At 55.7% G+C, this 12519-nt stretch carries 14 protein-coding genes and 1 tRNA gene; 4 read left to right on the top strand and 11 right to left on the bottom strand.

All coding sequences use genetic code 11. The features are described from left to right. From DWB67_RS18670 to DWB67_RS15620, 5 genes are all read right to left on the bottom strand, one after another. Window positions 1–46, bottom strand: a 46-nt coding sequence (locus tag DWB67_RS18670; RefSeq protein ID WP_370453601.1) for a hypothetical protein, incomplete at its 3' end; no start/stop codon positions are given. 489 nt (window positions 47–535) lie between these two features. Continuing rightward, entirely contained in the window at window positions 536–1609 is a 1074-nt protein-coding gene (locus DWB67_RS15635; RefSeq protein ID WP_119808516.1) for a glycine betaine/L-proline ABC transporter ATP-binding protein, read from the bottom strand. Beyond that, window positions 1602–2486: a proline/glycine betaine ABC transporter permease gene (locus tag DWB67_RS15630; RefSeq protein ID WP_119808515.1), complete on the bottom strand. Its 885-nt coding sequence runs from the start codon at window positions 2484–2486 to the stop codon at window positions 1602–1604. The genes DWB67_RS15635 and DWB67_RS15630 overlap by 8 nt, the downstream gene beginning before the upstream one ends. A 74-nt stretch (window positions 2487–2560) precedes the next feature. Further along, window positions 2561–3556, bottom strand: coding sequence for an ABC transporter substrate-binding protein (locus DWB67_RS15625; protein WP_119808514.1), 996 nt, complete (start codon window positions 3554–3556; stop codon window positions 2561–2563). A 331-nt stretch (window positions 3557–3887) separates the two neighbouring features. Continuing rightward, a complete protein-coding gene (locus DWB67_RS15620) occupies window positions 3888–4820 on the bottom strand; it encodes a hydroxyacid dehydrogenase (RefSeq protein WP_119808513.1) in 933 nt (310 codons plus the stop codon). Window positions 4821–5150: 330 nt separating this feature from the next. Here DWB67_RS15620 and DWB67_RS18090 point away from each other — a divergent pair. Together DWB67_RS18090 and DWB67_RS15615 are read left to right on the top strand one after the other, a co-directional pair. Next, window positions 5151–5246 (top strand) — tRNA-Sec (locus tag DWB67_RS18090). 23 nt (window positions 5247–5269) lie between these two features. Further along, complete coding sequence (locus tag DWB67_RS15615; protein ID WP_119808512.1) at window positions 5270–5638, top strand: hypothetical protein; 369 nt, start codon at window positions 5270–5272, stop codon at window positions 5636–5638. Here DWB67_RS15615 and DWB67_RS15610 read toward each other — a convergent pair. Continuing rightward, window positions 5635–5967: a hypothetical protein gene (locus DWB67_RS15610; protein WP_119808511.1), complete on the bottom strand. Its 333-nt coding sequence runs from the start codon at window positions 5965–5967 to the stop codon at window positions 5635–5637. The genes DWB67_RS15615 and DWB67_RS15610 overlap by 4 nt on opposite strands. A 255-nt stretch (window positions 5968–6222) precedes the next feature. On the opposite strand from DWB67_RS15610, the gene DWB67_RS15605 reads away from it, so the two are divergent. Next, window positions 6223–7191, top strand: coding sequence for a TerC family protein (locus tag DWB67_RS15605; protein WP_119808510.1), 969 nt, complete (start codon window positions 6223–6225; stop codon window positions 7189–7191). Window positions 7192–7266: 75 nt separating this feature from the next. Continuing rightward, entirely contained in the window at window positions 7267–8028 is a 762-nt protein-coding gene (locus DWB67_RS15600) for a DeoR/GlpR family DNA-binding transcription regulator (RefSeq protein WP_119808509.1), read from the top strand. Here the strand turns inward: DWB67_RS15600 and DWB67_RS15595 are convergent. From DWB67_RS15595 to DWB67_RS15575, 5 genes are all read right to left on the bottom strand, one after another. Beyond that, the gene (locus tag DWB67_RS15595) at window positions 8025–9038 is read right to left on the bottom strand and encodes a GSU2403 family nucleotidyltransferase fold protein (RefSeq protein WP_119808508.1); all 1014 of its coding nucleotides are present in this window, start codon (window positions 9036–9038) and stop codon (window positions 8025–8027) included. The two genes, DWB67_RS15600 and DWB67_RS15595, sit on opposite strands and share 4 nt — an antisense overlap. Window positions 9039–9107: 69 nt before the next feature. Next, window positions 9108–9827 (bottom strand): sulfate/molybdate ABC transporter ATP-binding protein, encoded by a 720-nt coding sequence (locus DWB67_RS15590; protein ID WP_119808507.1) that lies wholly within the window; start codon window positions 9825–9827, stop codon window positions 9108–9110. Window positions 9828–9837: 10 nt separating this feature from the next. Further along, the gene (gene cysW, locus DWB67_RS15585; protein WP_119808506.1) at window positions 9838–10704 is read right to left on the bottom strand and encodes a sulfate ABC transporter permease subunit CysW; all 867 of its coding nucleotides are present in this window, start codon (window positions 10702–10704) and stop codon (window positions 9838–9840) included. After that, a complete protein-coding gene (gene cysT / locus DWB67_RS15580; protein WP_119808505.1) occupies window positions 10697–11539 on the bottom strand; it encodes a sulfate ABC transporter permease subunit CysT in 843 nt (280 codons plus the stop codon). Before cysT ends, cysW begins: the two co-directional genes overlap by 8 nt. After that, window positions 11539–12519 carry a sulfate ABC transporter substrate-binding protein gene (locus DWB67_RS15575; protein WP_119808504.1) on the bottom strand — a complete coding sequence of 327 codons (981 nt, stop codon included), beginning with the start codon at window positions 12517–12519 and terminating at the stop codon, window positions 11539–11541. The genes cysT and DWB67_RS15575 overlap by 1 nt, the downstream gene beginning before the upstream one ends.

Here is a 12519-nt window from a genome sequence, read left to right as displayed (position 1 = left end):
GACACACATCAGAGGTCTTCTCGCCAGCTTCCTGCTCCTTGATCATCGCAATGATCTGTTCGTCCGTAAATCGTGCCTTCATTTGTCCGTCCTTTTTGTTAGGCGGACTCTACACAAATCTGGAAAAATTTTAGAGGCTCAGGTCATCTTGCAAATTACACTCGCCGATTATCGGTATGCGTGACCTTCGTTGCCACAGAAGCTTTGAAAGTCCTAAGAACCGTGTAGCAATCGACGACCGGTATGATGCGCATTGCATTTAGGCGATGAAACAAAAGCCATAGCTATTTTGGCAGTTCAAATCTGTAAGCTTGGCGTTGTTGTACCGTTTTTGACGCGACTGATGCCGTGGGACTGGAAGCGGAATAACCGAATGTTGCAAGTCACTATGCCCGGCGTAATAGACAGGAATGCACCGGTGCATATCTATAATCTTCCAAAGGGAATATACATCGGCTTTACTAAGATTGCTTGCCGACGAAAATAGATAAGGCCGCACATGATGCGGCCTTATTGCGACGCTCATACTGAGTGATCAAGCAGTCATGACATCGGCTGTGTCATCGTCACTTGTATCCGGTGCAATCATCTCGGCCACTGTCTTGGACAGGGTAATCATTCCAAGATGCGTGCCATCTGTTCCGGTTACATTGGCGCGGTTGACCTCTGCGTTGGTCATGGCGCGGGCGGCCTCTTCCAGCAGAGTATCATAGGGCAATGTGATCGGAGTATCGGCACGCTGGCCTTTACGCGTAATCGTCCGGACGGTGATCACATTCCCACGTTTTACGTCATGCACAAAACTGCTGATATAATCATCGGCGGGCCGCAGGACAATTTGTTCGCCCGTGCCCTGCTGGATAATCCGGCCATCACGCAAGATCGCAATCTTGTCTCCAAGACGCAGAGCTTCGTCCAGATCATGGGTAATGAAAACGATCGTTTTGCGCAATTCGGCCTGCAGTCCCAGAAGAACGGACTGCATATCGGTCCGGATTAGCGGGTCCAATGCGGAAAACGCCTCATCCATCAACAGTATCTCGGGGTCGTTGGTCAATGCGCGCGCCAGTCCTACGCGCTGCTGCATACCGCCCGAGAGCTGGTTGGGATAGTTGTCTTCGAACCCTTCCAGACCCACACGGCTGATCCAGCGACGTGCACGCTCCTGACATTCCTTATCCGAAACACCGCGGATTTTCAGACCATAAACGGTGTTTTCCAGCACCGTACGATGTGGGAACAACGCGAACTTCTGGAACACCATCGCCGTTTTCGATCGGCGGAATTCCCGCAGCTCGGTCGGCGACATCTTCACCACGTCCTGTTTGTCGAACACCACCTCGCCCGAGGTGGGATCGATCAACCGGTTGATATGCCGGATCAGGGTGGATTTCCCCGATCCCGACAGACCCATCACCACCTGAATACGTCCGGCGGGAATGGTCAGGTTGATGTTTTCCAAACCCAGAACGTGGTTATGCTTTGCGTTCAGTTCTTCTTTGGTCATGCCCGCTTTGACATTATCGATATGCGCTGCGGCATTGGGGCCGAAAATCTTATACAGATTACGGATATCGATGTCATGGGTGGCTTCAGTGGTCTCATCCATGGACGGCCTCCAGATGTTTCTGCAGCCGCTTGCCATAAGCCTGCGTCGCGCGGTCGAAAATAATCGCAATGGCAACAATGGCCAGACCGTTCATGACGCCCAAGGTAAAGTACTGGTTGTTAATGGCCTGCAAGACAGGTTGGCCAAGACCACGCACACCGATCATGGATGCTACAACAACCATAGCAAGGCTCATCATGATAGTCTGATTAACGCCTGCCATGATGGTCGGCAAAGCCAGCGGCAATTGTACATCTTTCAGCGTCTGCCCACCGCTGGACCCAAATGCAGCCGCGGCTTCAAGCACATCGGCAGGGACCTGTCGGATACCAAGGTTGGTCAAACGGATGATCGGCGGCACAGCATAGATTACAACAGCAATCACGCCGGGGACCTTGCCAAGGCCGAAAATCATCACGACCGGGATCAGATAGACGAAGCTTGGCATCGTCTGCATCATGTCCAGAACGGGAATGATAATCTGGTTCGCACGGTTGAACCGCGCCATCAGAATACCTGTCGGGATACCGATCGCGACCGCAATCAGCGTACAGACCGCCACCATCGCAATGGTGCGCATCGTATCTTCCCACATGCCAAAATAGCCGATCAACAGCAGTGCTATGATGGTGCCAAGCACGATCTTCCAGCTGCGGCTGAGTGCCCAGATCATTAGAGCAAGGCCGGCCAGAACCAGGATCCACGGGCTGTCGATCAGGATATTCTCGATAAAGACCAGCAGGATCTGGATCGGGTGGAAAATCTGTTCAAGGGTTTCACCGTATGCACGTGTGAAACCCCTGAATGCTGTATCGATAGCAATACGAAGAGCGCGAAGGTCGGCTCTGCCCATCTCTGGAAAGTCAACAAAATCCATATTTTTTTCTTCTTTGTTGGGACAAATCCGATCTTGTCATACGGCGGAGACAAGCGCCCCCGCCGTGATGTCGATCAGAGGGCGTCCTTGACCTTTTCGGCCACATCTTCGGACACCCAAGCGGTCCAGACGTCCGGGAAGTTTTCAAGGAAGTAGTAAGCGCCATCCTCGTTTGTGGCCTGGTTATCACCCATCCATGCCAGTAGCGAGTTCACGGTGTCATTGGTCCACGCACGTTTGCCCAGATATTCCATGGTCACGGCGTTTTCTTCCGCAAATTCCTTGGTCACTGCGGTGAACACTTCGGATTTGGACCAGGCGTTCAGCTTGGGATCGGGGCAGTCGGCGACTACGGTGCAGGAATCCCACGCCTCGGCGTCATGTTCGACGTCGATATCCAGCAAGGTCATGTCGTATTTGCCAAGAATGGCAGTCGGCGCCCAGTAATAGCCAAGCCAGCCTTCATCACGGTTGAACGCGCGGGCAATCGATCCATCCAGACCGGCAGCCGAGCCACTGTCGATCAGTTCAAATCCTTTGCCTTCTCCGTCAAGCGCGGTGAACTGGTTTCCGGTAATGATCTGGCAGCTCCAACCCGAGGGACAGTTGAAGAATGCACCCTTGCTGCTGTCTTCTGCGCCAGGGAACAGTTCGGGATGCTCGAGCGCGTCCTGAATGGTCTTCAGGTTATGTTCTTCGGCCAGCTTCGTGGGAACCCAGAACCCTTCGACGCCACCATCCGACAGGATTTCCGAAGCGACGATAATACGCCCTTCTTCTTTCGCGGCTTCCAGCGGGATTTTGACGGCGTTGACCCAAAGTTCGGGGGCAATATCGGGTTCACCCTTTTCGTTCATCGACGTGAAGGTCGGAACCGTATCACCGGTCACAAGACCGACGTCACACCCGTAACCTTCTTCCAGAATAAGCTTGTCGACCCAAGCGGCCAAGCCAGCCGAGGCCCAGTTCATCTCGGCAATCGTCAGGCTGCCGCATTCATCTGCAGCATATGCCGCGGGGGCGGCAAGAACCAAGCCGGTAAAAGCAAGAGCAGCTTTCATGGATTTCATCGGAGATCCTCTTGTTCCAAGTCCGATCAAGCATCTTTGCGATGCTACGGTTCCACTGTCCGGAATTGACAGCAGATCTATTTTCTCAGACGGATTTTGTTCAAACATGAGCGTATCAAAGCTATTTTTCGCCAATAGTGCAAGGAAAACGCCTATAAAAAACGCTTTCACGTTACGATACAGTTAAATAACCTAAGGAAATCATGGCAAAGCAGGGTTGCCTAAAATAAAGGCATTATTGCGTTTTATAGCCGTTGATACAATGACGATACCGTTAATATGCCTAGTGATCCTGCCCGAGCGGCACACGCGGTTCGGACAGTAACCGGCTTCAGATATCTGCACCCAGATAATCAAGGATCTTATCGGCAATCAGACTGCTGACGCGGACATTCGATTCCTTCGTGACGCCCGCGATATGTGGCGTCAGAATAATATTACGAATTCCTGCAAACCGTGCGCCATGTTCGGCAGAAAGGGGTTCAGCTTCAAATACGTCCAATGCGGCACCGGCCAGTTCGCCATGGATTAACGCATCTGCCAATGCGACTTCGTCCACAACCCCGCCACGGGCGGCATTGATTAGAACAGCGGTCGCCTTCATTTGTGTCAGTGACCGCCTGTCGATGATATGGTGGGTTTGCGGTGTTAACGGGACATGCAGGCTTAGCACGTCGGATTGCGTCAGCAGCATATCGAACGAGACATTATCGACTGCACCCCATGCAGGGTCATTCGAAGGCAGATGCGGATCATGGGCAATGACCGTCATACCAAGTGCCTGCACCCGCTGTGCAACCTGCCGCGCGATCGAGCCGAAGCCCAAAAGCCCCATGACGTGGCCTGACAATTCCCGACCAATCAGCTGCTGGCGGGGCCAATCGCCGGCGGCGACATCGGCTGAGCTTAGATATGCCCCCCGCAATAACATCATGGCCGAGCTGACGACATATTCCGCAACGGCCAGATCATTCGCCCCAGTCGCCGGCCAGACCACGATGTTGCGCTGCGCGCAGGCCTGAAGGTCGATATTGTCAAGACCGACCCCTAATCGTCCGATGACCCGTAATTTTGTACCGGCATCAAGAAGAGCTTCGTCCACCTTCGTGCGATTGCGCACCACTAGAATTTCGGCATCAACCAAGGATGCCGCCAGAATTTCATGGAGGTCTACCAAATTAGGTTGATACAAGGTGGTCGTCCGTGCGGAGAGACGCTGGACTGCGGCATCATCCATAAACTCGGATATCACAATACGTGACATATGCTTCCTTTCGGTAAGACGGACAAGGGGAGGCTGAAGTTGCAATCAGGGCTTCCGCATGTGGATCACCAGCTAACAAAAGACGGCATGTGTGACCAGCTTTATAGATAAGCAATTGACGCGGAAGGAATTTACAAACGATCTGACCTTCGAACGCACTAGGGGCTGTATAAACGACCACATGGCGCTGCCGCGCTTTCAACACCCGCAACTACGTCACGTTCATAGCCGGGAATGACGGTTTGCCGGATATGCATATTGCGGACATATCGTGAAACCCTTTATTGGGGGACGTCCGGATCGATGTTTATCGGATCGTCCGGACCTGTTGGAAGGGAATCGTCTCTGGTGGGGCGGCCGGACTTCAAATCCGGTTGGGGCAGCGAGCCTGTCCCGGGTGGGTTCGACTCCCATTCCCTTCCGCCATCGCATTCCAAGCAACGGGCTTTATGACCGAATACACAACTGATTTCGATGAATGGCTGGCCAAATGCCTTGCTGAGACGGACGGTTTCACCATGCTGGTGGTCCTGATCGGCATGCAGGATGGCGGCATCCACCTGCTGCGGTCGGCACATCTGCATGTGATCGGAAACGAACTGGATTGGTCAAATCTGGCGACCCATCTGGATGGCGCGGGCGTCGCATGGGACGCCGTTGCCCTGTTCCGGGCAGGTCAGGAAGGTATTGTTGCGGATGATGTTGCCAGGACGCGCCTTGGGTCATTGGTCAAGGCGTTGCAGGGCGACCGCACGATCATCCGCGACGGAGAGTTTTTGAACCGTGATGGCTTACGCCTGCGTTTGGATGACGCCTAGCATTCTGCCGTATCGGATGCAGCGGCCTTCAAGTCCAACCCTCGTGCCGTGGGCGGCTGCCACGTCAGTGATTGCTCGACCGCGCCTTGGCCGTTCGTGCCAAGTTGAGATCCACCTGTTCCGCCGCTCCAACCGGTGGTTCCGCTGTTTTCAGCGGCGGTGGCATCTTCGGATGGATCGGGACTTGTCGCAGGTTCTGCCTGTGTCGCAGGTGCCGGACATTCGGATTCGACCGGTTTCTGATCCGCGTCCTGCGCCATTGCTTGCCCTGCAAAACCGGCCAGAACAATGGCAAGGCCTAGGGTCGTTCGGGATGTCAGGCGGGTCATATGCAAGGCCTTTCTTACGGTGTCTGGCAAAACGCCGGATGGCCACCTCGGTTCCCCCGCACCCTCCGTCGGGGAATTATTTGCCTGCTACCCTTGTAGGGCGATGCCGTTTCGCGCATTTTGCATAACTGCGGGACCGGGCCCCTCTGGCGATGAAATCGGAAGATTTCTCGTGATGTCGGACCGCATCGAGCATGCTCGGTGTGGAGAAGCAGATCCCCACGCCTGGCGTCACCCAAATATGATGAGGGCATCTTGGATCTTCTATTCCTAAGTTTTATGGACACGCCGCTGTGGATGTGGCTGCTGTTTCTATCTGTCGTTCTGGCGCTGCTGGTGTTCGATCTTGGCATCCTGCACAAGGATGATCACGAGATCGGGATCGCCGAAAGTCTGCGCCTGTCCGCGATGTATATTATTCTGGGCGTCAGCTTTTCGGGCTTTATCTTCTGGCAGATGGGCGGGGATGCAGCAGCGCAATATCTGACTGCTTTTGTCGTCGAGAAATCCCTGTCCATGGACAATATCTTTGTCATGGCATTGATTTTTTCATCCTTTGCCATTCCGCGGCTTTACCAGCATCGGGTGCTGTTCTGGGGCATTATCGGCGTGATTATCCTGCGTGGTATCATGATCGGGCTGGGGGCAAGCATTGTCGAACACTATCATTGGGTTTTATACCTGTTTGCGGCATTCCTGATCTTTACCGGCATCAAGATGCTATTTGCCGATGATGAACCAGACGATATGTCCGACAATGCCATCCTGCGGTTCTTCAAAGGTCGGTTCCGCGTCAGCAAGGATCTGTATGGGCATGCGTTTTTCGTTCGCCTGCCGGATACCGAGGGCAAGCTTGTCCGTCATATCACCCCGCTGTTTCTGGCCCTGATGGTAATCGAGGTGGCCGATCTGGTCTTTGCCGTCGACAGCGTTCCTGCCGTGTTTACCATCACAACCGACCCCTATCTGGTCTATACCTCGAACATCTTTGCAATCCTCGGGCTGCGCGCCTTGTATTTTGCCTTAGCCGCGATCCTGCACCGCTTTGCCTATCTGAAATATGCGCTGTCGATCCTGCTGGTCTTTATCGGATCGAAAATCTTCATCGCCGATCTGATGGGCTGGGCCAAATTTCCACCGGCTTGGTCGCTGGGGATCACCTTTGTCATTCTGACTGTGGGTGTGACCGTATCCGTCCTGAAAACACGCGAACCCAAGGTTTGACCGCACCAAGCGGTCAGTCCGAACGCCTTGCCGGATCCGGCGAGGCGTGGCACATCTTGGACAAAGGGGTCCCACATGTCGCAAAGCTTTCGCCAGCCGCAAATCCTTGAAATTGCGCGCAGGGAAGGCAAGGTCACCGTTGAAGGATTGGCCGAGCATTTTGGTGTTACCCTGCAAACCATCCGCCGCGATCTGTCCGAACTTGCAGATTCCGGCCGGTTAGAGCGTGTGCATGGCGGGGCGATCCTCTCATCAGGCGTTGCCAATATCGGGTATGAAGACCGTCGCGCTCTGCATCAGGATGCCAAGACCCGTATTGCCCGTGCTTGCGCTGCCGAAGTGCCTGAAAATATTTCGCTTTTCCTGAATATTGGGACCAGCACCGAGGCAGTGGCCCGCGAATTGCGGGGGCATCGGAACATGTTGGTCGTGACAAATAATATCAATGTCGCCAATATCCTTGCCACCAATCCGGATTGCGATGTGATCGTGACAGGCGGCAATCTGCGTCGGGCGGACGGGGGCTTGGTCGGGTCGCTGGCGGCGCAGACGATCCAGCAGTTCAAATTCGATCTGGCGGTGATTGGCTGTTCGGCATTGGACCGTGACGGTGATATGCTGGATTTCGACATCCAGGAGGTCGGCGTCAGTCAGACAATCCTGCGCCAGTCCCGACGCACGTTTCTGGTTGCCGACCATTCCAAGCTGTCACGCAGTGCGCCTGCCCGCATCGCATCGTTGTCACAGGTTGACTGCCTGTTTACAGATCGCACCCTTCCACAAAATCTGACGCGCGCCTGTCAGGATTGGCAGACCCGCATCGTCGTTTCGGATTAAAGTTTCGTCAGCAATGCAGCCGTGTCCGGCATACGCGACAGGCTGGCCGCGACCCGGTCGCGCCAGCGGGGGCCGCGGGACAAGGCATCCTCATACGCGTCTGCAAGATCATCGGGACGATCGCGGACCAGCACTGCGATCAACATGGCGGCCTGTGCACGGTCTTTGGCGGATTTGAGCCGGTCCTGATCACGCCTGCGATCTGCGACGATCAGCTTATGGATGGCAAAGCGTTCGGGGCGCGGAATCTGGACAAGAACACCGCTGCGATAGGGGATTGCAGCATGGATCGGTTCGGCAATCAGATAGTTCAGATGTCGCAAAGCCTGTGCTTGCACTCCAAGTGCCGGCAGGTCGCGCAAACCTTCCTGATCGAAGGCGGGTGTCAGGAATTCGACCAGTGCATTGCCTGTCGTCTGACGCCAGCGCCATGTACGACCAGGTTCAAGGCTGGGCGCGGGGTCAAAGTCGAAATCGGACAGCACCTGCTGGACAGGCGGCGCAGCGGCGTCTTCCAATGCCAGCGAAAGCCTTTCGAAACTGGCAATATCCAGATCATCGGTCTGGGCGGCTTGATCCAGACCAAGGCGCAGGTTCAATTCACCTTCGTACAACCGGAAGGCATGGGTGCCGACAACTGTCCCGCCAAGGCGGAACACACCCGCAGCTGCAAGTGCAGCCATCAAGCTGCCAGTCGTGGGATCAAGGCCCAAGAACCCCTCGGCCCGAAGCAGGCGCACCAGACGGGCGCGATCGCGGCGACGTTGATCGGCGGGCGCACGATCTTCGCGGGCGCGGGTCATACGTGCAGCAAGGTCGGGCGCATCCTCGCCAATATAGCGCTTGCGAACTTCGGAGCCGACGCGGAAGCTGTCATACCAATAACCGCGTCCGTTGCGGGTGACCAATGATGGCGTGCCGCGAAGGTCGCGCAATCCTTCATCACGCAACGACCGCAGCAGGTCGTGATAGGCCGCATGGGCCAAAGCCGAATGGAATTTTGGCATCATGTTCAACAATCCTTATGACTGTTGAATACAAATATGTTCAACAGTTTTCAAGACTGTTGAACATAGGCCTTATGCAGCAATGAAATCCTTCACAAAAGCTGTCGCAGGGGTCTGCCGGATTTGTGCAGGGGTCCCGACCTGCTCGATCCGCCCCATCGACATGACAACAACCATGTCGGCAAGCTCCATCGCCTCATCCTGGTCATGGGTGACAAAGATCGACGTCAGCCCCGTTTCATCATGGATATCACGCAGGCCCTGACGCAGTTCTTTCCGGACCTTTGCATCAAGGGCACCAAAGGGTTCATCCAGCAGCAGCATCCTTGGCTGGATCGCCAAGGCACGCGCCAAGGCGACACGCTGGCGCTGCCCGCCAGACAGCTGGGTCGGAAAACGGCTGCCAGTATCGGGCAACTGGATCAGGTCCAGCAAACGGGTCACCTGCCGGGCAATTTCGGCCGCTGCCGGACGTGTGGCGCGGGGGCGCGCACGCAAGCCATAGGCAATGTTGTCAAAAACCGTCATATGGCGGAACAGGGCATAGCTTTGAAAAACGAACCCCGCGCGCCGGTCCTGAACCGACATATTCGTGGCGTCCTGCCCGTCGAACATGACACGACCCGAGGTCGGAAATTCCAAACCGCCAAGGATACGCAGCAATGTGGTTTTGCCCGACCCCGAAGGCCCCAGCAACGCCACCAACGCGCCTTGCGGTATAGACAGCGAAACCGGATGAAGCGCAGATGTCGCGCCGAAGCTTTTTGCAATCTGGTCGATCTGGATATGCATGAAATTATCCTCAATGACGACGGGTGGCGGCCAGTGCGTCGGCGTGACGCAGCTCGAGCCCGGTTTTCAAAGTCAGGGTAATCAGGGCCAGACAGGTCAGCAGGCCTGCCATCGAAAACGCGGCGACGGACAGATATTCGTTATACAGCATCTCGATCGTGATCGGCATGGTGGCCGTTTGCCCGCGGATTTTGCCCGAGACGACAGCAACAGCCCCGAATTCCCCCATGGCGCGGGCGGTGCATAGCAAGGTCCCATACAGCAAGGCCCAACGGATGTTTGGCAAGGTCACGGTCGTGAAAACCCGCCACCCCGAGGCACCAAGCGTCAGGGCGGCCTCTTCCTCGGCACGGCCCTGTTCGACCATGACGGGGATCAGTTCACGCGCCACGAAGGGAAAGGTCACAAAGACGGTGGCCAGAATAATGCCCGGCACTGCAAAAACCACTGGATACCCCCCAGCGACCAGAAGCCCCCCAAGCGTCGAATTCGCGCCGAACAAAAGGACGATGCAAAGACCAGCGACAACCGGGCTGATGGAAAATGGCAGATCGATCAATGTAATCAAGAACGCCTTGCCGCGAAAATCGAACTTGGTAATGAACCATGCGGCAGCAATGCCAAAGACCGCATTCAGGGGAACGGCAATTGCGGTGATCAACAAAGTCAGCCGGATCGCCGAACGCGCATCATGACTAGCAAGCGAGGTCAGGGCCGCCCCCCACCCTTCTGCCAATGCCTGTGACAGGACCACAAGCAACGGCATTGCAACCAGTAGACCCAAGCCACCAAGTGCAATTCCGATCAGGATCAGGCGGGCCACGGGGCTGTCGTCACTGGCGCGACGAAAACGGGTTGGATGTGATATATCAGACATGACCAATCTTTCTACGTGACCAGATCTGGACAAGGTTGATCGCCAGCAGCATCACGAAAGAAATGCCAAGCATGGCCAGTCCGATCGCACCCGCGGCGTTGTAATTATATTCCTCTAGCTGGATGACGATCAGCAAAGGGGCAATCTCGGTCTTAAGGGGGATATTGCCGGCAATGAAAATCACCGATCCGTATTCCCCCACAGCGCGGGCCATCGACAGCGCAAAGCCCGTCAAGGCAGCCGGTGTCAGCATCGGCAGGATAACATGCCGCATCGTATAAAGCCGCGATGCCCCCAATGTGGCCGAGGCCTCTTCGACTTCGGTATCGATTTCCTCGACCACCGGCTGGACGGTGCGGGTGACAAACGGCAGACCGACAAAGACCAGCGCCAGAAAAATGCCCCATTGGGTATAGGCAATCTTCCAGCCGATCTGTGACGCCAACCCACCAAGAAACCCGTTTGGCGCATAAAGCGTGGTCAGTGCGATGCCTGCGACAGCGGTTGGCAAGGCGAAAGGCAGATCGATAGCGGCATCCACGAGCCGGCGACCCGCAAAGCGGTAGCGGACCAGAACCCATGCCAGAAGCGTTCCAAAGACAAGGTTGAAGCCTGCGGCCAGAAAGGCCAACCGGAAGGACAGCCACAGCGCCGCCCAAACCCTGTCACGGTTTATGACATCCCAGATGCCAAGGGGACCAAATTGAACCCCCTGCCAGATCAACGCGCCAATTGGCAGCAAAACCACCGCCGACAGCATGGACAGGGTGATCCCTGCCGCAACGCCCCGCCCCGGCATGGGGCTGCGGGCGATCCAGGTGCTGCGCGACACCATCACGGGCCTGCATAGATCTGGTCAAAGATACCACCATCACCGAAATGTTCGGGCTGCAATTTAGCCCACCCGCCCAGATCGTCAATCGACACCAGATTCATCTTTGGAAAGCGGGCAACGTCCTGCGGATCGGCCTGACTGTCATCCCATGCGCGGTAATAATGGGCAAATGCCATTGCCTGCGCTTCGGGTGTGTAAAGGTAATCAAGATAAGCATCTGCCAGTTCGCCCTGAGCGTCATTCTTGATATTGGCATCCACCTTGGCAACCGGCGGTTCGGCCAGAATGCTGATCGAGGGGGCGACGATGTCGAATTGATCTTCACCCAGTTCCTGTTGTGCCAACCATGCTTCATTTTCCCATGCCAACAGAACATCGCCAATGCCGCGTTGTGCAAAGGTTGTCGTCGCCCCGCGTGCGCCGGTATCCAGCACCGGAACATGCGTAAACAGGTCATGAACGAACTCTTTGGGATCGCGGCCGTTTTCTTGCGCCCATGCCCAAGCTGCCAGATAATTCCAGCGCGCGCCGCCGCTGGTCTTCGGGTTCGGGGTGATAATCTCTACCCCGTCCTTGACCAGATCGCCCCAATCGGTGATGCCCTTGGGATTCCCTTCGCGCACCAGAAAGACGATGGTCGATGTATAGGGGCTGGAATTATGGGGCAATCGGGTCTGCCAGTCGGTCGGCAGTTTCCCCGCTTGCGCGATCTTGTCGATGTCAGAGGCAAGAGCCAGCGTCACCACCTGCGCGCCCAGTCCTTCGATGACCGAGCGCGCTTGCGCGCCCGATCCACCATGGCTGGTTTCAATTTTCGGGGCATCATGGCCCTGATCTTGCCAGGTTTTGGCAAAAGCCTGATTGATGTCACGATAGAATTCGCGCGTCGGATCATAGCTGACGTTCAGCAGATCCTGTGCATGTGCCTGCGGCGCAATGGCAAACAGTGCCAATGTCAGAAAAACGGGACGTATGGTCAT

Origin of the sequence: Paracoccus sp. JM45 (genome assembly GCF_003590715.1) — a bacterium.
Classification (GTDB): domain Bacteria; phylum Pseudomonadota; class Alphaproteobacteria; order Rhodobacterales; family Rhodobacteraceae; genus Paracoccus.
Note: the sequence above shows the minus strand (reverse complement) of the source record. Positions and strands in the feature narration are given on the sequence as shown.

Excerpts from the sequence above, each read along its gene's own strand:
- DWB67_RS15600 (WP_119808509.1), top strand. The coding sequence starts at position 7,267 with ATGTCGCAAAGCTTTCGCCAGCCGCAAATCCTTGAAATTGCGCGCAGG.
- DWB67_RS15625 (WP_119808514.1), bottom strand. The coding sequence starts at position 3,556 with ATGAAATCCATGAAAGCTGCTCTTGCTTTTACCGGCTTGGTTCTTGCC.
- DWB67_RS15630 (WP_119808515.1), bottom strand. The coding sequence starts at position 2,486 with ATGGATTTTGTTGACTTTCCAGAGATGGGCAGAGCCGACCTTCGCGCT.
- cysW (WP_119808506.1), bottom strand. The coding sequence starts at position 10,704 with ATGTCTGATATATCACATCCAACCCGTTTTCGTCGCGCCAGTGACGAC.
- DWB67_RS15595 (WP_119808508.1), bottom strand. The coding sequence starts at position 9,038 with ATGATGCCAAAATTCCATTCGGCTTTGGCCCATGCGGCCTATCACGAC.
- DWB67_RS15635 (WP_119808516.1), bottom strand. The coding sequence starts at position 1,609 with ATGGATGAGACCACTGAAGCCACCCATGACATCGATATCCGTAATCTG.
- DWB67_RS15620 (WP_119808513.1), bottom strand. The coding sequence starts at position 4,820 with ATGTCACGTATTGTGATATCCGAGTTTATGGATGATGCCGCAGTCCAG.
- cysT (WP_119808505.1), bottom strand. The coding sequence starts at position 11,539 with ATGGTGTCGCGCAGCACCTGGATCGCCCGCAGCCCCATGCCGGGGCGG.
- DWB67_RS15610 (WP_119808511.1), bottom strand. The coding sequence starts at position 5,967 with ATGACCCGCCTGACATCCCGAACGACCCTAGGCCTTGCCATTGTTCTG.
- DWB67_RS15575 (WP_119808504.1), bottom strand. The coding sequence starts at position 12,519 with ATGACCATACGTCCCGTTTTTCTGACATTGGCACTGTTTGCCATTGCG.
- DWB67_RS15615 (WP_119808512.1), top strand. The coding sequence starts at position 5,270 with ATGACCGAATACACAACTGATTTCGATGAATGGCTGGCCAAATGCCTT.
- DWB67_RS15590 (WP_119808507.1), bottom strand. The coding sequence starts at position 9,827 with ATGCATATCCAGATCGACCAGATTGCAAAAAGCTTCGGCGCGACATCT.